The following is a 20,856-nucleotide window of genomic DNA, read 5'->3' on the forward strand; positions in this document are numbered from 1 at the left end:
GCCCCGGGGCGTCGCCGCCCTCGGCACACCCGTTACCCGCAACCGCGAATCCCGACCGTGCTGACCCACATCCAGATCCGTGATTTCGCCATCGTCGATGAACTGTCCCTGGACCTGTCCACGGGCATGACCGCGCTGACCGGTGAAACCGGCGCCGGTAAATCCATCCTGGTGGATGCCCTGGGCCTGGTACTGGGCGACAGGGCGGACAGCACCACCGTCCGCCACGGCGCGGAACGGGCCGAGATCAGCGCCCAGTTCGACATCAACCGGGAGACAGAGGCCCGTGCCTGGCTTGAGGCACAGGATCTGGCGGCGGAAGAATGCCTGATCCGGCGTGTCATTGGCCGGGACGGCAAGAGCCGGGCATGGATCAATGGCTCGGCCGTGACCCTCCAGTCCCTGAAAACCCTGGGCGAGATGCTGGTGGACATCCATGGCCAGCATGCCCACCAGTCCCTGCTGCGCCGGGAGGTGCAACGCCGCATCCTGGACGACTACGCCGACCACCCGGAACTGCTTGCCGCCATGGCCCGTGATCACGGCATCTGGCAGAAGGCCGCCCGACGCCTGGCGGAACTGAGCGAGGATGGCGAAGCCAGGGCGGCCCGCCGGGACCTGTTGCGGTTCCAGACCGACGAACTCAAGGCCCTGGACCTGGCGGAAGGGGAACTGGAACGAATCGAGGAAGAGCATGGCCGCCTGGCCCATGCCGGGCGCCTGCTGGAGATGGCCGAAACCGCCTACCAAAGCCTGTACGAAGCCGACGGCAGCGCCGAATCCGTGGTGGGACGCTTCAGCACCGACATTGAGCATCTGCAGACCCTGGACAGCCGTCTGGCGGAACCCAGGGAACTGCTGGCGGCCGCCCAGATACAGATCCGCGAGGCCGCCGACTGGCTGCGCCGCTATGCCGATGGCCTGGAAATGGATCCGGCACGGCTGAATTTTCTCGAATCCCGCCTGGCCGCGATCCAGGATCTGGCGCGCAAGCACCGGGTGGACCCCACGGCCCTGCCCCACCTGCTGGAAACACTGGAGGCGGAGTTGGGGGGGCTGGAGGAAGGCGGTGAAAACCTGGAGGCGCTCACCCGGGCGGTGGAGCAGGCGCTTCAGACCTGCCTGCGTCAAGCCGCCGAACTGTCAGACGCCCGCCGCCGGGCGGCGGAACGACTCTCGGAGGCCATCACCCGAGCCATGCAGGGCCTGGGCATGGAGGGCGGACGGTTTGCCTGCAACGTGGAGGACGACGGCAGGGGACAGCCCTCGACCCATGGCATGGACCGGGTGGAATTCCTGGTCAGCGCCAACCCTGGGCAACCCCTCCAGCCCCTGGCCAAGGTGGCCTCCGGCGGTGAACTCTCCCGCATCAGTCTGGCTATTCAGATGATCGCGGCCCATGCCCTGCCCATCGCCACCCTGATCTTCGACGAAGTGGATACCGGGATCGGCGGCGGGGTGGCCGAAGTGGTGGGACGTCAGCTGCGCAGTCTGGGGGAACACCGGCAGGTGCTGTGCGTGACCCATCTGCCCCAGGTGGCGGCCCAGGCCCACCAGCATCTGCAGGTAAAGAAGCACAAGGGCAAGGACCACACGTCCACGCGCATCCGCTCCCTGGCGGACGAACACCGGGTACGGGAGCTGGCCAGGATGCTCGGCGGCATCGAAATCACCGAGCAGAGCCTGGCCCATGCCCGGGAGATGATCACCCGGGCAGCGAGCGGCTGATCAACCCGCTTCGTCCGCTTCCTGTTTCTTGGGGCAACCGCCCTGACTGCACTCACCGTAGATGATCAGGGCGTGATCCTGGATGGTGTAGCCCAGCTTCTCGGCAATCGCCTTCTGACGCTCTTCGATGACCGAATCCACGAACTCATCCACGCGCCCGCATTTCACGCAGACGATGTGGTCATGATGACGTCCGCGCTCCAGTTCGAACACAGCCTGATTGCCCTCGAAGTGATGTCGGTTGACCAGGCCGGCCGCTTCGAACTGGGTCAACACCCGATAAACCGTTGCCAGACCGATCTCCTCGCCCGCCGACAACAGCTGGCGATAGATGGTTTCCGCACTCATGTGGTGGTCTTCCGCGGTTTCCAGAATTTGCAGGATCTTCACGCGGGGCAACGTTATCTTGAGTCCGGCCTTTTTGAGCTCTTGGGTTTCCATGGGAGTTGATCTCCATGCGAGATGATCCGACACCTGGTGTAGAATCCCGCGCTATTGGTTTTCGGAACGTGGTGGCCCATCTTGCAACTCACGGCCTATAGGACGCAATTATGGCAAGACTGATTCTCTATTCTATCCTCATTGGCGGATTACTGCAGGGCTGCAGCAGCGGCCTGCTGTCCGTACATCGACCGGACGTGCAGCAGGGCAATGCCATCGAGGAGAGCCAGCTGGAGCAGATTCAGGTCGGCATGAACCAACGGCAGGTCCGGTTTCTGCTGGGAGAACCGGTGCTGAAAGATCCCTTCCAGGGTGACCGTCGATGGGATTACGTGTATTACCTCAAGCCCGGCGACGGCCCCGCGGCATACCGCCGGGTCATCATCTTCTTTGAGGACGGCCTGGTGTCGGAGATCAGGGACAGCGGCCTGCACAAATGATGTGAAGGGGCCTGACGGGGGAGGCAATCAGGCCTCCCCTGCGCCCTTTTTCATGGCCTTGCCTTCGGCTGCGCGTTTTTTGCGCACCAGCTTGGGATCCGCGATCAACGGCCGGTAGATCTCCACCCGGTCACGATGATGGAGCTCGGCGTTGAGCTTGGCGAGCTTGCCGTAGACACCGACCTTGTTCACCGCCAGGTCGATCTCCGGCACCTTGTCCAGGATTCCGGAGGCGCGGATGGCATCTTCCACCGTCGCTCCCTGGGGCAAGGACACTTCCAGCACCCACTGCTGGTCGGAACGGGCGTAGGCCACCTCCACCCGGAGACGTTCATCGGACACCGTAGACCTCCCTCGCCCGCTTGACGAAGGAATCCACCAGGGTGTTGGCAATCTGGTGAAACACCGGGCCGAAGGCCATGCTCATGATCTTGTTGGAAAACTCGAACTCCAGGTCCAGGGATACCCGGCTGGCGGTGTCACTCATGGCATCAAAGCGCCAGAAGCCTTCCAGATGCCGGAACGGCCCCTCCACCAGGCGCATCTCGATCATCTTGTTGCGCTGCAGGCGGTTGCGTGTGGTGAACGACTTGCCCACGGCACCCTTGGCCAGCTCGATGCTGGCCTTCACCTCATCCTCATTGGCGAACAGCACCGCGGAGCTGCGGCAGCCGGGCAGAAAGCGCGGATAGGCCGCCACGTCGTTCACCAGATCAAACATCTCCTTGGGCGTGTAGGGCACCAGCGCATGACGACTTATGGAAGGCATGAAGCTCCCCTGGTTATCAGATGAGATTGACCGCCTTGAGGAAGATCAGCAGGATGCCGACCGGGGCGGCGAAGCGCAGCACATAATACCATGCCTTGAAAAGCACCCGGCTGTGCAGGTCCAGCTCATCCTCCACGGAGCGCTGGGTCATCCGCCAGCCCACGAACAGGGCGATCAGCAGACCACCCAGGGGCAGCATGATGTTGGAGGTCAGGTAATCGGCCATCTCGAACAGGGTGCCGCCGATGAAGGTGGCCTCGCCGCCGATGGTGAGACTGAAGCCGATGGGATTGGACCAGAGGCTGAATGACAGGATGGTCCCCAGCCCCAGGAACCAGGCGATCCCGCCCACGATCACCGCCGCCATGGGTCGGTCAAAACCCCGGTTCTCCACCAGCCAGGCCACCGCCGGTTCCATCAGGGAAATGGAGGATGTCCAGGCCGCGGTGACCAGCAACAGGAAAAACAGGGTGCCGAAAAGCAGCCCGCCCGGCATCTCCGCAAAGGCCATGGGCAGGGTGATGAAGATCAGACCGGGACCTTCACCGGGCGCCAGACCGCTGGCAAAGACGATGGGGAAGATGGCCAGACCGGCCAGCAGGGCGACGGCGGTGTCCGCCGACACCACCGTGGCGGAGGTCTTGAGGATGGAAGCCCTGGAACTCAGATAGGAGCCGTAGATCATGATGGCGCCCATGCCCAGACTCAGGGTGAAAAAGGCCTGCCCCATGGCCAGCAGGATGGTGTCACCGCTCACTTCGCTCCAGTCCGGCTTGAACAAAAAGCTGACCCCCTCCATGAAGTGGCCCTGGCTCATGGAATAACCCACCAGCAGCAGCAATCCGAACAGTGCGGGCATGAGGAACTTGACGGCCTTCTCAAGCCCCGAGCGCACCCCTCGGGCCACCACCAGGACATTCATGATCATGAACAGGGTATGCCAGGCCAGCAGCCGCTCCGGATCGCTCACCAACGCGTTGAACATGCCCCTGACCCCGTCGGCATCCAGACCGGCGAAGGCGCCGCCCGCGGCCCTGAAGACATAGGACAGGGACCAGCCCGCGATCACGCTGTAGTAGGAGAGGATGATGAAACCCGCCGCCACGCCGAGCCAGCCGACGAATCCCCAGGCCCGGTGCAGTCCCTCCTCCCGGGACAGGGTGGCCATGGTGTTGATGGGGCTCTGCCGGCCTCGTCTGCCCAGCGTGATCTCCGCCATCATGATGGGCAGACCGATCAACAGGATGCAGGCCAGGTAGATCAGCACAAAGGCGCCGCCGCCGTTCTCTCCGGCGATGTAGGGAAAACGCCAGATGTTGCCCAGACCGACAGCCGAACCGGTGGCCGCCAGGATAAAGACCAGCTTCGAGGACCACTGGCCGTGAATCGAGCTTTCTCTTCTCATTGATGATTTCCCCCTCGCGATCGGCGCATTTTGAGGAATTTGGCGCCACGGCTCAACGTCTGTCGCATCGGGCCGGGAATCCCCACGATATCGCACACGGCAAAAGGGCCGCCGGAAAACGCCGCCGGCAGTCCATTGGATCAGACAGCTCGTTTATAATCGCCCGATGAGCAAAAAATCAAAAAATGCCCCGGGCGGCAGCACCATCGCCCTGAACAAGAAGGCCAAGCACGAATACTTCATTGAGGAGCGCTTCGAGGCCGGCCTGGCCCTGGAGGGCTGGGAGGCCAAGAGCCTGCGGGCCGGACGGGTGCAACTGAGCGAGAGCTATGTCCTGATCAAGGCCGGCGAGGCCTGGCTGTTCGGCGCCCATCTCACCCCGCTGACCACCGCCTCCACCCATATCCACCCGGACCCCATGCGCAGCCGCAAGCTGCTGCTGCACCGGGCCGAGCTCAACAAGCTCATCGGACAGGTGGAACGCAAGGGATACACCCTGGTGCCGCTGGCCCTGTACTGGAAACGGGGCCGCGCCAAGCTGGAAATCGGCCTGGCCAAGGGCAAGAAGGAACACGACAAGCGGGCCGTGTCGAAGGAGCGGGACTGGCAGCGGGAGAAGGCGCGGGTGGTGAAAACCGTGACCCGCTAGCCGCTACGGACAGGCCTGCTACCAGGCCTGGATCTCACCCGCCTTGGCCAGCACCTTGAGATAGGCCTCATGGGCCTCCTGTTCCGCCTCGGTGGGGCGGACGACCGCCAGCGGAGGCCGGTCGGCCGGCAGCCGGCGGATGCGGGTATCCGCCGCGGTACTCCCCTGCCCTTCCGACTCCACGCCCAGGGACAGGGTTTTCTGGCCGCCGGTCATGGCCAGATACACTTCCGCCAGGATGCGGGCATCCAGCAATGCGCCGTGGAGTTCCCGGCCCGAATTGTCGATCTGATAGCGCTTGCACAGGGCATCCAGGCTGTTGCGCTGCCCCGGGTGCATCTTGCGCGCCATCACCAGGGAGTCGGTGATGGTGCAGTAATCCTCCAGCCGCCCCCAGTCCCCATCCAGCCGGGACAGCTCGTGGTTGATGAAACCCACGTCAAAGGGGGCGTTGTGGATGATCAGCTCCGAGCCGCGGACAAACCCGATGAAATCCTCCACTACATCGGCAAAGCGCGGCTTGTCGGCGAGGAATTCGTTGGTGATGCCATGGACTTCCACCGCCCCGGCATCCACTTCCCGATCCGGCTGCAGATACTGATGGTAATGGCGGGAGGTATGGCGTCTTCGCACCATCTCCACGCAGCCGATCTCGATGATGCGATGGCCGTCGGACGGATCCAGGCCGGTGGTCTCCGTATCCAGAATCACGATCCGGTCATTGACTTGCAGGCTCACGGTCACTCCTCACTTCACTCGCAGGGCATCGATGGCTTCGTTGGCCAGGCGATCGGCCAGTTCGTTTTCGGGATGTCCGCTATGCCCCCGCACCCAGTGCCAGCGCACCTGATGCCGTGAAGCCGCCTCATCCAGGCGTTGCCACAGATCCTGATTCTTCACCGGCTCACCCGCCGCGGTACGCCAGCCGCGACGCTTCCAGTTGGGCAACCACTGATTGATCCCGTTCTTGACGTACTGGGAATCGGTGGTCAGATCCACTACGCAAGGGCGCTTGAGCAGTTCCAGCGCCGCGATGGCCGCCATCAGCTCCATCCGGTTGTTGGTGGTCTGGAGATCCCCCCCCTTGAGTTGCTTCTCATGGGGCCCGAAACGCAGCAAAGCCCCCCAGCCGCCGGGCCCAGGGTTGCCCCTGCAGGCGCCATCGGTAAAGATTTCCACCACATCAGTCACGATCCGTTCTCCGGCAAAAGGGGCTGGCAAGACCGCCGGGCACCATCCTCCTGGACGGTCGCCAGCGTGTTCGCAGAGGCATCACGTTGGCCACGCGCTTGCGGGCCAGAATCACATACCCCGCCCCCAGATAAGGCAGATAACGCCCCCCCAGGCACTCCACCACCTGCAGACGGGCCTTGAATCCGGAACGGCCCTCCGGCGGGCGAAAACCCGCGTAGGCACGGGCCCGGACCTCGAAACCCAGCAAGGCCAGCCAGTCGCGCACCCGCCCCGTGGCGTGGCATTGACCGGACCAGGGCACCCCCAGGCTACCGGAACACCCGGGCATCATCCGCCGGAGTCCCGCCAGGCTGAGGGGGTTGAACCCGACGATCAGGACATGTCCCTCCGGCACCAGGATGCGATCCGTCTCGCGCAGGACCTGGTAAGGGTCTTCCACCTGCTCCAGACAATGCACCAGCACCACCAGATCCATGCTGTCGGTGAGAATGGGCAGGGCATCGGCCAGGGCACTGAGATCCCCGTGACCGGGCTCGCATTCCATGTGCACCCGATGGCCGATCCGGCTGGCGGCCAGCAAGTCATGGTCCGGGGCCAGATGCCCTATCTGCAGGGCGTGATAGCCAAACAGCTGTGGCACGAAGCGGTCCAGATGGGACTGCAGGGCCACCCGCATGGCCTGCCCCGCCGCAGTGCTGTACCAGCGTTGCAGACATTCCCTGTGTGAGGCACTTGAAGAAGTGGGTAATGGCATAGGGGAAGCATAGAATCCATGGGGGAGCATGGCCAGTGATCATGGATCAAAGAAATGACCAACCGGGGTTGAGGACACGGGAACGCCCCGCTATCCTAACTCCCCTATGAAAAAGAACAAGCCGAAAGGCCCGGGGCTTGCATTACTGGGGGCTACACTCTTGCTATCCGCCTGTGCCAGCATGGACGGGGCGCCCCCTGTTCATGATGCGTCGGCTCTCGCCGCGGCGGGCACCGGACTCACCTCCCCGCAGACGACCACAACCTCTCCGCGAAGCAGACAGGCCAAGCCCCCCATCCTCATCTCGGGCAAGAAGGCCGGTGAGATGTCATCGTCTTCGGATGATGGTATCTGGAACAGGGTCCGTCGAGGCTTTGCCCTGCCGGATGAAAGCGACAACGAGCGGGTGCTTCATTACATCCAGTGGCATCAGGCCAATTCGGATTACCTGGGTCAGGTTCTGGCCCGCGCAGAACCCTATCTGCACTACATTCTCGAAGAAATCGAAGCCAGGGACATGCCTTCCGAGCTGCTGCTGCTTCCGATCGTGGAAAGCGCCTATCGGACCGATGTCTATTCCTCGGGGCAGGCAGCGGGCATCTGGCAGTTCATTCCTTCCACCGGCCGTCATTTCGGGCTCCATCAGAACTGGTGGTACGATGGCCGCAAGGATGTTCATGCCTCCACCCATGCCGCCCTGGACTACCTGACCCAGCTCAATGAGCGCTTCAATGGCGACTGGTTGCTGGCCCTGGCCGCTTACAACGCCGGGCAAGGCACGGTGAGCAGGGCCATCGGTCGCAACGAGTCCCTGGGCCAGCCCACCGACTACTGGAATCTGGATCTGCCCCGGGAAACCCAGCACTACGTCCCCAGACTGCTGGCCCTGCAGGCCATCGTCTCAGACCCGGATTACTACCAGGTAGGCCTGTGGCCCGTTCCGAACGAACCCCGGCTTGGCCTTGTGGAACTGGGAGGACAGCTGGAACTCAACATTGCCGCGGAACTGGCGGATCTTTCCCTTGATCAGATCACCCAGTTGAATCCAGGGTTTCACCGCTGGGCCACGGACCCTGATGGTCCCCATCACCTACTCCTGCCGATTGACCGTATCGACGCCTTCCAGACGGCACTCGCCGCATTGCCGATGGAACACCGCGTATCCTGGTTGCGACACCGGATACAGCCCGGAGAAAACCTGGGCCAGATTGCATCCCGCTACAATACGACCGTCGCACTTCTGCAGCAGAAAAACGAGTTGCGTGGGCACATGATCCGCGCGGGGGATGTCCTGCTGATACCCGTGCCGGGCGAGCAAGCCATCGTCGATGAGAAATCCACCGTGGCCAGGCATTCGACCGGGGACACCCCGTCCACCACCCGCGCCGTCCATTACACGGTCCAGCCGGGAGACACGCTCTGGGCATTGGCCAGATCCCATGGTGTCAACCTGCAGTCACTCGCCGACTGGAACCGTATCAGCAGCGAATCTCCCCTGAGGCCCGGCCAGACACTGGTCATTCGCCAGCCGGTCAACCAGCCCGACACCATGGCAGCCTTGGCTCCCAGGCAGAATATGGTGACTTACTCGGTACGCGCCGGTGACTCACTGTCCTCGATTTCCCGGCGCTTCGGGGTCCGCGTCAGCGACATCCAGCACTGGAACCAACTGGAGGATCACCTGATACGCCCGGGACAGCGCCTGCTGATCATGGAAGGCCAACCCCAGGAAAGCTGATCGCGCCCAACCACGGCTTTAGCGGAACGCTGATACCTTTCAGGTAAAGATGGATGGCGGCCGATGCCGCTCCAGCCTATGATCATGGCATATTGATTCCCCAGCCTCCTGATGGTTTAACCAGCCTCCATGAACCTTTCCGAGACGCTTCAGATTTTCGTCCGCACGCATCCGGGCAAGGTCCGCCCCCACAATGAGGACTTTGTCGGAGAGGATCCGGAAATGGGCATCATCGTGGTGGCCGATGGCATGGGGGGCCACCTGGCGGGTGAGGTGGCCAGCCAACTGGCGGTGGAAACGGTGATGCAAAGCCTCAGGCAGTCCCTGGCAAATCCGGACCGCCCACCCCATGAAAGCCACCTGGAACCCCTTGACCGCAGTCTGGCGGTGCGCAGAGCCATCATCGACGCCAACCACGCCATCCAGCAGGCGGCCAGGGATAACGTGGGCCACACAGGCATGGGAACAACCCTGGTCATGGCCCTGTTCAACCACCCACGGGTGGTCCTGGCCCATGTGGGCGATTCGAGAGTCTATCGATACCGTGAAAACCATCTGGAACAGCTGACCACGGATCACACCCTGATTCAGGAAATGGTGGATCGCGGGTTTTATTCCCAGCAGGAGGCGCAGACATCGGTCAACCGCAATCTGGTCACCCGCGCGCTGGGTATCGATTCCACCGTGGCCGTGGACATCCGCGAGGAACTGGTCCTGCCTGGCGACATCTACCTGCTATGCTCCGACGGCTTGAACGACATGCTTGATGACGCCCTCATCGAGGACATCCTGCGCAGACACACCACCGATCTGGAACAGGCCGTGGATGTGCTGATTCAGCAAGCCAATGACCGCGGCGGAAGAGACAACATCAGCGTGGCACTGGCAAAACCATCCATGCCCTTACCCCCCCGAAAACCCTGGTATCGGCGCATGATCAATCGCTGGCGTTGATTTGCAGGAGGCGCAAACATCAACCATGTCCAGACTCTGTCTTTCCTGTGGCGACACCCCTATCGGCGATTACCCTCTGGGCCAGAAAACCCTTACCATCGGCCGTCGACCGGACAATGACATACGGCTCAACAATCTGGCGGTAAGTGGTTACCACGCCCAAGTGATCAGCCTGCTCAACGATGCCCTGGTGGAAGACCTTGGCAGTACCAACGGCACGGTCGTCAATGGCGTCCGCGTCCGGAAGCGAGTGCTTCAGGAAGGTGACACCATTGTTATCGGTACCTACCAGATCCGTTTCACCCAGTTAAACACCCCCAGAGACGACCCCAATACCAGCGACGAGACCCTCATCCTGCCCTCGGGGCCATCCCCCATGCCTGTTGCCGGCAGCGGTGCCGGGCCGGATGAATCCATGGTGGGACAAAAGCAGAGTGGAACCGGAAAGACCCCCACACTGTCCATTCCCAGGGTCAGGGTCCAGATACTCAGCGGCGCCAACGCAGGACGTGAACTTCAAATAACAAAATCCGTGACCACCTTGGGACATCCCGGTGTTCAGGTCGCGGCCATTCTGCGGCGTGGATCGGACTATTACATAACCCGCGTGGAAGGGGGATCGAGAGACGCCCCTCCAAGGCTCAATGGGTCAGATCTCACCACCCAGGCCAGCCCACTCAAAAATCACGACATCATAGATGTCGCGGGGGTGCGCATGGAATTCATCATGTTGTAACGAATCTTGAGAGCACAGATTCCATGGCATATCTACAAGCCTACCTGAACCGACAACCCGCGGGTGAATACCAACTGCAGGAAGGAACCACGACCATTGGAAGGCACCAGGACAACCGCATATTGCTGGATGACCGATCAGTCAGCGGGCATCATGCCCGTATCCGGTTTTACCGGGGCGTTGCCACCATCCACGATCTCGAAAGCACCAACGGAACCTTCGTCAACGGCGAAACAACCCGGGAAGCAACCCTTCAGGATGGGGATTTCATCATCATCGGAAAATTCAGGCTCCGTTTCTGGATGCAATCTCAGGATTCACTCCGTGGATCAACAGATGAGGATGACGACACCTATATCCTCCGCCTGGCCACCCCCGGATTGCCTCCCATCGTGGCCGACCAGGAGCTGAGCGCCAGGATTCGTCAGGCCAAGGAACAGGTGGCACTCTCATCAAGCCATGGGGGTGAAGGCCCGGCCCCATCCCAATACCGGATGCTCCTTCGCATCATCAGCGGTCGCAATCAGGGCCGACACCTGGATCTGCTCTCTCCGGTCAACACCCTGGGAGAACCCGGCCGTCAGATCGTGGCGCTGATCAGGGAAAAAGGGCAACTTTTCCTTCAGGTCCTCGCATCCGAACTCGACCCGCCCCTGGTCAACAAAAAAACCATTGACGACCTCGGGCGCCATCCGCTCAAGCATGGTGACATCCTGGAAGTAGCGGGTGTTCACATGATGGTGAACATCGAAACAAGCGCAGGAGAAGGGGAAAGGCACCCTTTGTAAAACCCGCCTTCAAGGCATGAATTACAGCGACACCCGCGGTACCGCCGACAGCAGTTTTCGGGTGTATTCATGCTCGGGATGCCGACAGATCCGGCGCGCCTCGCCCTGTTCAACCACCCGCCCCTGATACATCACCGCCATGGTATCGGCCAGGTATTCCACCACCCCGATGTTGTGGGTGATGAACAGCAGGGTCAGCCCCCGCTCCCGGGTGAGGGCGCTCAGGATCTGCAATACCTCCGCCTGTACCGAGACATCCAGGGCGCTGGTCACCTCGTCACAGACGATGAAGGCCGGGTCCAGCACCAGCGCCCGGGCAATGCCGATACGCTGGCGCTGCCCCCCGGAGAACTCATGGGGATAACGCCACAGGCTTTCCGCCGGCAGTTTCACCTGCTCCAGCACCCGGGCCGCCAGGGCCAGCCGCTCATCCCGATCCTTGCCGATCCCGTGCACGGTCATGGGCTCGGTCAGGGTGGCCGCCACGGTCAGACGGGGGTTCAGGGATGACATGGGGTCCTGGAAAATGATCTGCATACGCCGGCGATAGGGCTTCATGCCCCTGGCCGGCAGGCGGGTGATGTCCTCGCCGGCAAACAGGATGCGTCCGCCGGTGGGCTCCAGCAGGCGGATGATGGCCCGGCCCAGGGTGGTCTTGCCGCAACCGGACTCCCCCACCAGGGCCATGACCTGCCCCCTGGGGATATCCAGGCTCACCCCGTCCACCGCCCGCACATGGTCCACCACCCGGCGCATGAGTCCCTTGCGCACCGGAAAATGGATCTGCAGGTCCTGCAGACGGACCAGAGGGGCCTCCTCCGATGCCTGTTGTCCGGCAACCCCGTCCGCCCCCCGGGCGGCCTCCCGGCGGCGACCGAGATTCTCCGGCAGGGCATCAATGAGCTGCCGGGTATAGGGATGCTCCGGTCGCTGCAGCACCTGTCGAACGGTCCCCTCCTCCACCAGTTTCCCCAGGCGCATCACCCCCAGGCGGTGCCCCATCCGGGCCACCACGCCGAAATCGTGGGTGATGAAGAGGATGGCCATACCGTTACGGTCCTGCAGCTCTCGCATCAGACGCAGGATCTCCGCCTGTACCGTCACGTCCAGCGCCGTGGTGGGTTCGTCGGCGATCAGCAGATCCGGCTCGCAGGCCATGGCCATGGCGATCATCACCCGCTGGCGTTGCCCGCCGGAGAGGCGATGGGGAAATTCATCCGCCCGTTCGGCGGGATGGGGAATCTGTACCTGGGCCAGGGCCTCGATGGTCCGCTCCCGGATCTCCGCCTCCGACAATTCCGGTCGATGGAGCCTGAGCACTTCCCCGATCTGCTCCCCCACCGTGAACACCGGATTGAGGGAGGTCATGGGTTCCTGGAAGATCATGCTCATGCGGGCGCCGCGGATGCGGCGGCGTTCCGTCTCCGGCAGATCCAGCATGTCCACGGTCCGGTGACTGCCGTCGGCGTGGCGCTCCTGAAACAGGATCTGTCCCCCGGGGTGATCACTGATGCCCCGGGGCAGCAACTGGATCACCGACAGGGCCGTGACCGACTTGCCGCTGCCCGACTCCCCGACCAGACAGAAGGTTTCCCCCCGCTCGATACCGAAACTGACGTCATCCACGGCCTTCACGACGGCACCGCCGGCCTGGAGATGGGTCTGCAGGTTTCTGACCTCCAGCAGCATATTCAGGCCTTCTTTTTCAGATAAGGGTCAAGGGCATCCCGCAGGGATTCCCCCACCAGGTTGTAGGCAAACACGGTGAGGAAAATGGCGCCGCCGGGGAAGGCGGCCATCCACCAGTTGAAGGAGGAAGACTGTACCGCCTGATTGAGCATCTGCCCCCAGGAGGGATCATCCACCAGCCCCAGCCCCAGGAAGCTCAGGGTGGCCTCCGCCAGGATCGCCGAGGCCACGCCGAAACTGGCCGCCACCAGGATCGGCGCCACACCGTTGGGCAACATGTGGCGGAACAGCACGGAACGCAGCGGCAGGCCGCAGGCCACCGCCGCCTGTACATAGTCCTGCTCCCGCAGCTTGAGGAACTCGGCGCGCACATAGCGGGCATAGCCGGACCAGGAGGTGATGCCGATGATGATCATCATCATGTAGAGACTGCGGCCGAAGAAGGCGACAAAGGTGAGCAGCAGGAACAGGGTGGGAATGGCCTCGAAGATCTCCACGATACGCATGCCGATCATGTCCACAATGCCCGAGAAATACCCCATCAGCCCGCCGACGATGACCCCGATCACCAGGGCGATGCCGGTGGCGATGAAGCCGATGGCCAGGGCGATGCGGGAGGCATGGACCATCCGCGACAACACGTCGGCGCCGTTTTCCTCCGTGCCCAGCCAGTGCCGGCGCAGGTCATCGGCCAGGGGCGGCTCCATGCCCGTGTCGCCGAAGTCCCGCAGGTAATCCTTGGGGGAATACGGGATCGGGGCACGCAGCACCCAGTCGTACTGGCCGGCCGCTTCCGCCTCCCGATACTGTTCATGAATCACCAGCTTGGGGGGAGAGACGGTGACGGCACTGATCCCGCCGGCCACCACCAGCACCCCCAGCAGGATCAGCAGTTTCCTGGGCAGGGACAGGCGCAGGAACAACAACACCAGACCGGTACAAAAACCCGCCATCAGGGTCACATCGGTGGGCGTCAGGTGACGCAGCACCGGACTGGACCAGTTACCCTCCTCCAGGATCAGCCACGGATGGCTGCTGGCCAGGAACGGGGCAAACACCGCCACCGCCGCCAGGATGCCGATCCAGGCCAGCCCCACCCGTGCCCCCCAGCGCAGCAGTACCTCCCGGGCCACCTGGGCCGCATAGCCGCGGGAACGCCGGGAGGCGGAGGTCGGTGTCGGGTCCTGTACCGTGTCAGTCATAACTCACCCGCGGGTCCGCAATCGCATAGCACAGGTCCGCCAGCAGGTAGCCCACCAGCGTCAGCACACCACTGATCAGGGTGACCGACAACACCAGCTCCCGGTCACGGGTCTGCACCGCCTCCACCGCCAGCTTGCCCATGCCGTCGATGGAGAAGATGGTCTCGACGATCACCGAACCCGCCAGCAGGCTGGGCAGCAGGGTGGCGGACACGGTGATCAGGGGCAGCAGGGAGTTGCGAAACACGTGTCGCCAGAGCACGTCCCTCTCCCCCACCCCCTTTGCCCTTGCGGTGCGGGCGTAGTCGGAGAGCAGGTTTTCCAGCACCGCCGAACGGGTCAGCTTGGCCAAAAAGGCAAACCCACCGTAGGACAGGCACAGCACCGGCAGGATCAGGTGCCAGGCCCGGTCCAGCACAAACCCCCGGACGAATTCACCCTGGGCCATCCCCGCCGCCAGGGCGATGCCCACCCCCATGCCCAGCAACCCGAGGATACCGACCCGCAGGCCGGTGAACGCGGAGGCCGCCACCAGACCCACCACCCCGGCCACCAGCAGCATCAGGACCACGTGCAGCGGACCAAAAGTGACCACCGACACCCCATTGGCCATCAGCACCCCCAGCCCGCCGCCCAGGACCGCCCCGAGCAGGATGCGCCAGTGACGGGCCAGTTTCAGGGCGGCCCAGATCATCAGCGCGGCACACAGCCCCGCCAGCAGGAACAGCAAAAGCAGGTCGGTGGCCACGGTCCAGTGGGGCAGAAACGGCATGTCCAGGGCCTCGCGCCGGTTGATGCCGCCGGTGGGGAACCAGCGCCAGAACTGCTCCGAGGCAAAGAATCCGATCATCAGCACGCCGGCCAGCATGGTGGGCACGGACCACAACCCCAGCAGAACCATCCCCGAACCGGTATCGAAGCGGCTGCCGCGCCGGGTGGCCGCCTGCACCCCCACGGCGATGGCGATGACGTAGATGATGGGAATGGACAGGATGTTGAGCAGCAGGGTGATGGGCAGGCGCTCGGCGATCAGATCCCCCACCGGCCGGCCGTAGCGGAAACTGGTGCCCAGTTCGGAGCCCTTGAACAGGGAAAAGCCGCTGATCGCCCCGTCCTGGTCGAAGGTGAAACCCGCCGGGGAGACATTGTTGAGCCAGCGCAGATACTGCACCGGGGCCGGCTGATCCAGGCCGTACATGCGGTTGTAATATTGCTCCAGCGCCTTCTTGGCCTGGGGCTCCAGATTCATGCCGTCCACCAGGGACTGGGCACTGATGCCGCCGGGGGCGGCGGCCATGACCACGAACACCACCACGGTGATCCCGATCAGGGTGGGAAACATGAGCAGCAGGCGACGGACGATATAGGTCAGCATGGCCGGATCCCGGGGTCTGCGTGGATGCCACCGGGCATGGTCAGCGCGCGTATTTCTGCTGGATCGCCGGCACGTAGATCTCCACCGGGATGCTGGTCAGGTTCAGACCCAGCCGGGTCTTCTGCAGGTTGGTGATGCGCTCGTCGATGAAGGCCAGGGTCATGCGCCGCATGAGGAAGGTATAGGGCTGATCCTCGTGCAGGATACGCTCCGCCTCGTGCCAGATGGCCATCCGCTCATCGTCGTCCACCGTAGCCCTGGCCCGCTCGATCACCGCATCCAGTTCAGGGTTGCGGTAGTTGATGAAGTTGTCGCCCCCGGACACGGTCTGGCTGGAGTGGAACATCTGGTAGATGTCCGTTTCCACCCCGCTGGTCCAGCCCAGGGTGATGGCGTCGAAGTCCTTGCGGTTGAGCAGGTCCAGCATTACCGACCATTCAGTGGGCCGGGGACGCATCAGGATACCGGCACGGGCGTAGAGATCCCGCAGGAACAGCACCATCCGGCGGGTGTCCTCGTTGTCCTGGAAGAACACCAGGTCGAACTCGAAGGCGCGCCCCTCCGGATCCTGGAGGATACCGTCGCCGTTGCGGTCCTCGAAGCCCGCCTCCCGCAGCAGGGCGCGGGCCCGTTCCAGGTTGAAGTCATAGGGTTCAAGCGTGCTGTCATGCTGGGGACTGCGGGGATTGAAGGGGCTCACCGCCGGCTCGGCATAACCCAGCATGATCTCGTCGATGACCCGCTGGATGTCCGTCAGATGACTCATGGCCTGGCGTACCCTGCGATCGGCGAACCGGGTGGGCCGGCCGTCCCGTTCCTGGTTCCAGCCGATATAGGAGTACCCGGCGGTCGGGCTCATGTACTCGAAGTGGTGGGTACGCTGGCGCAGGCGGGCATCGTCAAGCAGTTGCCCGTATTCCCGCGGCCGGGCACCGTAGACGTCCAGTTCCTGGTTGCGGAAGGTGGTCAGGCGGGCGCTGTCGTTCTCGATCACCCGCCACAGCAGGCGGTTGAAGGGTGGATCCACCGGCCCCCAGTAACGGGGATTGCGCTCCAGTTCCACCAGACCCTGGTCCGGGGTCCAACCCCTGGGGTCCGCCAGGCGATAGGGGCCTGACCCCATCAACAGGCCACGGGACTGGTTGAACTGCTGGGGATTCTCCAGGAAGGGCGCGTAGAAATGGCGGGGCATGATCTGCATGCCGCCCGCCAGGGAAAGGCTGTTGAAGTAGGGCTCGGAAAAGGTGAAGGCCACCTCGTGGGTCCCCAGGGCTTCCACCTTCTCCAGTTTCTCCAGAAAGGCCCGCGCCCGGGGGGCGGCGATGGCATCGGTCATGATGAAGTCGTAGGTGAACACCACGTCCGCGGCGGTCAGCGGCTCACCGTCGGAGAACTCGATGCCTTCCCGGAGCAGGAAGGTGATGGTCAGTCCGTCCTCGCTGAAGGACCAGTCCCGGGCCAGCAGCCCCTGCCACTCCAGGGTGTCCGGGTCACGGATCAGCAGGGACTCCAGCACATAGCTCTGCACCTCCGAGGAATAGGCGTCGGAAGACACCAGCGGGGTCAGTGTGGCCAGACCGGTGCCGAAGGCCCTGACCAGCCAGTCTCCCTGGGCATAGTCCGGCTGCCGGGTGGCGGCCCAGGCCCGCGCGAAGGCGGGCGGCACTTCCGCGTGGGCATCCGGACCGTCCTGGGCGGCAATGGCCCCGGCCCTGAGCCGGGCATCCAGGGACTGCATCACCGCCCGCATGCGCCGCATGTCATCGGCCTGCTCCTGCATGGCCCGCTGCATCTCGGACAGCCGATTCCATTGCCGGTCCACCTGATACATGAGCAGTACCACCAGCAGGGCGATCCCCAGCAGGAAAACCATCAGGACGGCATCTTTGGACGTGAAGCGCTTTTCCATGGATCGCGGATTCTTCTCGGGGTACGTGACGGGTCCAGAGTATAGAGATTGCAATGGGTCCCACAAGTTTCCCGATCAGGACCCGACGGATGCACAGTCGTAGTATCATGCCCGGCTTGAAAAACCCGATCACAACATCATCAGGAGACAACAGCATGGGCTTCATGACAGGCAAGCGTGTACTGATCGTCGGCCTCGCCAGCAACCGCTCCATCGCCTACGGCATCGCCAAGGCCATGGCCCGCGAGGGTGCCGAGCTCGCCTTCAGCTACCAGAACGACCGCCTCAAGGACCGGGTGGAAAAGATGGCGGCGGAATTCAATTCCAGCATCGTGCTGCCCTGCGACGTGTCCAGCGACGAGGAGATCACGGGTCTGTTCGACGCACTGGGCAAGCACTGGGACGGCCTGGACGGCCTGGTACACTCGGTGGCCTTCGCGCCCAAGGAAGCCCTGGAAGGAGACTTTCTGGAGGGCATGTCCCGGGAGGCCTTCCGCATCGCCCATGACATCAGCAGCTACAGCCTGTCCGCCCTGGCCAAGGCCGCCCGCCCCATGATGCAGGGCCGCGAAGGTGCCATTCTCACCCTGTCCTACCTGGGCGCCGTGCGCTCCATGCCCAACTACAACATGATGGGCCTGGCCAAGGCCAGTCTGGAGGCCAATGTACGCTTTTTGGCCTACACCCTGGGTCCGGAAGGCATCCGGGTGAACGGCATTTCCGCCGGCCCCATCCGCACCCTGGCGGCCGCCGGGATTGGCGACTTCCGCAAGATCCTGGACCATGTGGAGAAAAATGCCCCGCTGCGCCGCAACGTGACCATCGAGCAGGTGGGCAATGCCGCCGCCTTCCTGTGTTCGGACCTGGCCGCCGGCATCACCGGGGAGATCACCTACGTGGACTCAGGCTACAGCACCCTGGGTCTGGGCCCGGCAGAGGTCTGATCCCGCCAACACCTTGCCCTGTTCGCCGGCTTGATGCGCCGGCGAACAGGGGATGGACTTACAGGTTGTCGCGGTGGATCTTGATCTTGGCCGCGGCCTCCATGGCATTGAGCACGGCCTCGAAATCCAGCGCCCCATAGAGTCCTTCCAGGTGACTCCGGGCCCGGTCCAGCTCTGCTCGGCTGGGCTCCACATCTCTCACGCCATGCAACTTCACCAGGGCATAATCCCCGCTATCCAGGGCCACGCCCGCGCTATCCGAGGCCGACAGGCCAAAGGCTGCCGTGATGATCCCACCCGGCACATCGGTACTGTCCCGGGTAATGGTCCGCTGCTGTTCCAGGCTACCCGGTAGCCCCGCCACCGCCGCGCCCAGCGCCTCGCCACCCCGCAGGGCCTCCAGCACCGCCTCGCCGGCCTCCCGGGCCAGACGGCCGGACTGCTCACGGCGGATCAGCGCACGGATTTCATCCGCGACCTCGGACAGGGCACGGGGTGCTGCCGGTTCATGTTCCAAAACCCGCACCACGGCGGAACGGCCATCGGGCAGATCGATCACATCACTGTTACGGCCTTCCTGCAGCACCTCCTGGCTGAAGGCGGCCCGACGCACCATGGGGAAGCTGCCCAGTCCCGGCCCCTGATCACGGGTGATCCAGTCGGAGCGGCGGATTTCAAGGCCCGTGGCATCAGCCGCGGCATCCAGACTACGGGGGTGCTCATAGCTTTCGGTCAGCAGGCGTTCCATCAACTCGATCTGACGGGATTCCACCTGACGGGCACGCAACTCCTCCGCCACCTGCTCCCGCACATTCTCGAACGGCTCCGCATAAGCCCGCTCGATATCGGTCAGCAGCACCAGATGAAAGCCTTCGCTGGTTCGCACGGGCTGACTCAGATCGCCGACGGACTGGGTGAACAACACCCCGTCCAGGGCCGGCCCCAGGTCACCCCGCTGCACATACCCCAGATCCCCTCCCCGTTCCGCAGTCAGGCGGTCTTCGGAGGCATCCGCCGCCACATGGGCAAATTCCTCTCCACCGGTCACCCGGGCACGCAGGGCCTGGGCGCGGGCCCGGGCATCGGCCACCACATCGGCATCGGCGTCAGCGTCGACCCGGACCAGAATATGGGCGGCACGCCGCTCCTCCGGGGTGGTGAAACGGTCGATCTGCTGCTGATAGTGGCGACGCAGCTCAGACTCGGTGGGAGTGATACGGGACTCCAGCTGCTCCAGATCCAGCACCAGATACTCCAGGCGCACCCGCTCCGGCGTCCGGAAACGGTCGCCATGGGCAGTGTAGTAGTCCTGGATGTCTGCGTCGCCGATCTCCACACCCGCGGCATATTCCGCCGCAGGGATGACGAAATAGCTCAGTTCACGCTCCTGATCCCGCAGGCGCAGATACTCGCGCACCTCGGCGTCGGTCACAAAGGACGAGATCCTGACACCGCCCTCGAACTGTTCCATCACCAGCCCCATGGCCACATCCTGCTCAAAGGCACTGCGGCTGATGCGCTGGGCCTCCAGCAGCTGGGTATACCGGACCGGGTCAAAGACCCCATCCCGCTGAAAGGCCTCGAAGCTGGCCAGCTCACGGGCGACGGCCTGCTGACTGACCCGGAACCCCTGGGCATTCACCGCCTGCTGCATGAGTTCCCGGCGAATCAGGGTCTGCAGGGCATTTTCCCTGAAACGCTCGTCATCCACCAACTCCGGTGGCAGACGTCCGCCGAAGAACTGGGCCACCTGCTGTCTTTGCTGCTGGACCTCCCGCTGGAAGGCCCGGGTGGTGATCTCAACCCCATTCACTTCCACGGCCACCAGGCGGGCGCCGCCGCCAAAGTACTCATGCACACCCCAAAGGGCAAAGGGAATGGCGATCATGATGATGATCGCGTAGGCCAACCAGCCACTGGCTTTATCTCGAATTTTCAGGAGCATGGGAAGAAGCCATCAATCTGTCATTGGGAAAATGACCGACATCATACCGGATAAGCGGTGCGGACAGGCAAAGACGGGGAAATAAAAAAGGGTGCCCTGAGGCACCCTTTCGATGATTGGCGGAGCGGACGGGACTCGAACCCGCGACCCCCGGCGTGACAGGCCGGTATTCTAACCAACTGAACTACCGCTCCAG

The 20,856-nt window shown here is 63.4% G+C and carries 20 protein-coding genes and 1 tRNA gene; 8 read left to right on the forward strand and 13 right to left on the reverse strand.

The genetic code is table 11. From position 1 onward, the window contains the following. Nucleotides 1-57 precede the first annotated feature (57 nt). A complete protein-coding gene (recN, locus tag CKO35_RS03320) occupies nucleotides 58-1,728 on the forward strand; it encodes a DNA repair protein RecN (RefSeq protein WP_200172632.1) in 1,671 nt (556 codons plus the stop codon). Here recN and fur read toward each other — a convergent pair whose 3' ends face one another. Further along, nucleotides 1,729-2,169 carry a ferric iron uptake transcriptional regulator gene (fur, locus tag CKO35_RS03325; RefSeq protein ID WP_200172633.1) on the reverse strand — a complete coding sequence of 147 codons (441 nt, stop codon included), beginning with the start codon at nucleotides 2,167-2,169 and terminating at the stop codon, nucleotides 1,729-1,731. A 110-nt stretch (nucleotides 2,170-2,279) separates the two neighbouring features. Between fur and CKO35_RS03330 the strand changes: the two genes are divergently transcribed. Continuing rightward, nucleotides 2,280-2,609 (forward strand): outer membrane protein assembly factor BamE, encoded by a 330-nt coding sequence (locus tag CKO35_RS03330; protein ID WP_200172635.1) that lies wholly within the window; start codon nucleotides 2,280-2,282, stop codon nucleotides 2,607-2,609. 27 nt (nucleotides 2,610-2,636) lie between these two features. Here CKO35_RS03330 and CKO35_RS03335 read toward each other — a convergent pair whose 3' ends face one another. Genes CKO35_RS03335 through CKO35_RS03345 form a run of 3 tightly spaced genes read right to left on the reverse strand, consistent with a single transcriptional unit; the run spans nucleotide 2,637 to nucleotide 4,783 of the window. Then, complete coding sequence (locus tag CKO35_RS03335) at nucleotides 2,637-2,951, reverse strand: RnfH family protein (RefSeq protein WP_200172637.1); 315 nt, start codon at nucleotides 2,949-2,951, stop codon at nucleotides 2,637-2,639. Continuing rightward, nucleotides 2,941-3,378, reverse strand: a complete 438-nt coding sequence (locus CKO35_RS03340; protein WP_200172639.1) for a type II toxin-antitoxin system RatA family toxin — start codon at nucleotides 3,376-3,378, stop codon at nucleotides 2,941-2,943. Before CKO35_RS03340 ends, CKO35_RS03335 begins: the two co-directional genes overlap by 11 nt. A gap of 16 nt (nucleotides 3,379-3,394) precedes the next feature. Further along, entirely contained in the window at nucleotides 3,395-4,783 is a 1,389-nt protein-coding gene (locus CKO35_RS03345; RefSeq protein WP_200172641.1) for a sodium-dependent transporter, read from the reverse strand. A 166-nt stretch (nucleotides 4,784-4,949) separates the two neighbouring features. On the opposite strand from CKO35_RS03345, the gene smpB reads away from it, so the two are divergent. Then, the gene (gene smpB, locus CKO35_RS03350) at nucleotides 4,950-5,432 is read left to right on the forward strand and encodes an SsrA-binding protein SmpB (RefSeq protein WP_200172649.1); all 483 of its coding nucleotides are present in this window, start codon (nucleotides 4,950-4,952) and stop codon (nucleotides 5,430-5,432) included. A gap of 18 nt (nucleotides 5,433-5,450) precedes the next feature. On the opposite strand, the gene dnaQ is transcribed toward smpB, so the two are convergent. Genes dnaQ through CKO35_RS03365 form a run of 3 tightly spaced genes read right to left on the reverse strand, consistent with a single transcriptional unit; the run spans nucleotide 5,451 to nucleotide 7,380 of the window. Then, nucleotides 5,451-6,170 carry a DNA polymerase III subunit epsilon gene (dnaQ, locus tag CKO35_RS03355; protein WP_200172651.1) on the reverse strand — a complete coding sequence of 240 codons (720 nt, stop codon included), beginning with the start codon at nucleotides 6,168-6,170 and terminating at the stop codon, nucleotides 5,451-5,453. Between the two features lie 9 nt (nucleotides 6,171-6,179). Beyond that, nucleotides 6,180-6,623, reverse strand: a complete 444-nt coding sequence (rnhA, locus tag CKO35_RS03360; RefSeq protein ID WP_200172653.1) for a ribonuclease HI — start codon at nucleotides 6,621-6,623, stop codon at nucleotides 6,180-6,182. Beyond that, complete coding sequence (locus CKO35_RS03365) at nucleotides 6,616-7,380, reverse strand: class I SAM-dependent methyltransferase (RefSeq protein ID WP_200172655.1); 765 nt, start codon at nucleotides 7,378-7,380, stop codon at nucleotides 6,616-6,618. The genes rnhA and CKO35_RS03365 overlap by 8 nt, the downstream gene beginning before the upstream one ends. Nucleotides 7,381-7,705: 325 nt before the next feature. On the opposite strand from CKO35_RS03365, the gene CKO35_RS03370 reads away from it, so the two are divergent. From CKO35_RS03370 to CKO35_RS03385, 4 genes are all read left to right on the forward strand, one after another. After that, a complete protein-coding gene (locus CKO35_RS03370) occupies nucleotides 7,706-9,118 on the forward strand; it encodes a LysM peptidoglycan-binding domain-containing protein (protein ID WP_242466994.1) in 1,413 nt (470 codons plus the stop codon). Between the two features lie 129 nt (nucleotides 9,119-9,247). Further along, complete coding sequence (locus CKO35_RS03375) at nucleotides 9,248-10,072, forward strand: Stp1/IreP family PP2C-type Ser/Thr phosphatase (RefSeq protein ID WP_200172659.1); 825 nt, start codon at nucleotides 9,248-9,250, stop codon at nucleotides 10,070-10,072. A 25-nt stretch (nucleotides 10,073-10,097) separates the two neighbouring features. Beyond that, nucleotides 10,098-10,808 carry an FHA domain-containing protein gene (locus tag CKO35_RS03380; protein ID WP_200172661.1) on the forward strand — a complete coding sequence of 237 codons (711 nt, stop codon included), beginning with the start codon at nucleotides 10,098-10,100 and terminating at the stop codon, nucleotides 10,806-10,808. 23 nt (nucleotides 10,809-10,831) lie between these two features. Further along, nucleotides 10,832-11,596: an FHA domain-containing protein gene (locus tag CKO35_RS03385; RefSeq protein WP_200172663.1), complete on the forward strand. Its 765-nt coding sequence runs from the start codon at nucleotides 10,832-10,834 to the stop codon at nucleotides 11,594-11,596. 21 nt (nucleotides 11,597-11,617) lie between these two features. Here the strand turns inward: CKO35_RS03385 and CKO35_RS03390 are convergent, their stop codons facing one another. From CKO35_RS03390 to CKO35_RS03405, 4 genes are read right to left on the reverse strand one after another with little or no spacing between them, the layout of a single operon-like run. Further along, on the reverse strand, nucleotides 11,618-13,285 hold the full coding sequence (locus CKO35_RS03390; protein ID WP_200172666.1) for an ABC transporter ATP-binding protein: 1,668 nt from the start codon (nucleotides 13,283-13,285) through the stop codon (nucleotides 11,618-11,620). A 2-nt stretch (nucleotides 13,286-13,287) separates the two neighbouring features. Then, complete coding sequence (locus tag CKO35_RS03395; protein WP_200172668.1) at nucleotides 13,288-14,487, reverse strand: ABC transporter permease; 1,200 nt, start codon at nucleotides 14,485-14,487, stop codon at nucleotides 13,288-13,290. Further along, nucleotides 14,480-15,862, reverse strand: a complete 1,383-nt coding sequence (locus CKO35_RS03400; protein WP_200172670.1) for an ABC transporter permease — start codon at nucleotides 15,860-15,862, stop codon at nucleotides 14,480-14,482. The genes CKO35_RS03395 and CKO35_RS03400 overlap by 8 nt, the downstream gene beginning before the upstream one ends. Before the next feature lie 40 nt (nucleotides 15,863-15,902). Further along, a complete protein-coding gene (locus CKO35_RS03405) occupies nucleotides 15,903-17,771 on the reverse strand; it encodes a peptide-binding protein (protein ID WP_200172672.1) in 1,869 nt (622 codons plus the stop codon). A 155-nt stretch (nucleotides 17,772-17,926) separates the two neighbouring features. Between CKO35_RS03405 and CKO35_RS03410 the strand changes: the two genes are divergently transcribed. Beyond that, nucleotides 17,927-18,715 (forward strand): enoyl-ACP reductase FabI, encoded by a 789-nt coding sequence (locus CKO35_RS03410; protein ID WP_200172674.1) that lies wholly within the window; start codon nucleotides 17,927-17,929, stop codon nucleotides 18,713-18,715. Nucleotides 18,716-18,773: 58 nt separating this feature from the next. Here CKO35_RS03410 and CKO35_RS03415 read toward each other — a convergent pair whose 3' ends face one another. Together CKO35_RS03415 and CKO35_RS03420 are read right to left on the reverse strand one after the other, a co-directional pair. Then, complete coding sequence (locus tag CKO35_RS03415) at nucleotides 18,774-20,660, reverse strand: SurA N-terminal domain-containing protein (RefSeq protein ID WP_200172676.1); 1,887 nt, start codon at nucleotides 20,658-20,660, stop codon at nucleotides 18,774-18,776. Between the two features lie 117 nt (nucleotides 20,661-20,777). Further along, a tRNA-Asp gene (locus tag CKO35_RS03420) sits at nucleotides 20,778-20,854 on the reverse strand. Between the last annotated feature and the right edge of the window lie 2 nt (nucleotides 20,855-20,856).

The sequence above is a fragment of the Ectothiorhodospira shaposhnikovii genome (genome assembly GCF_016584105.1).
Taxonomy (GTDB): domain Bacteria; phylum Pseudomonadota; class Gammaproteobacteria; order Ectothiorhodospirales; family Ectothiorhodospiraceae; genus Ectothiorhodospira; species Ectothiorhodospira shaposhnikovii.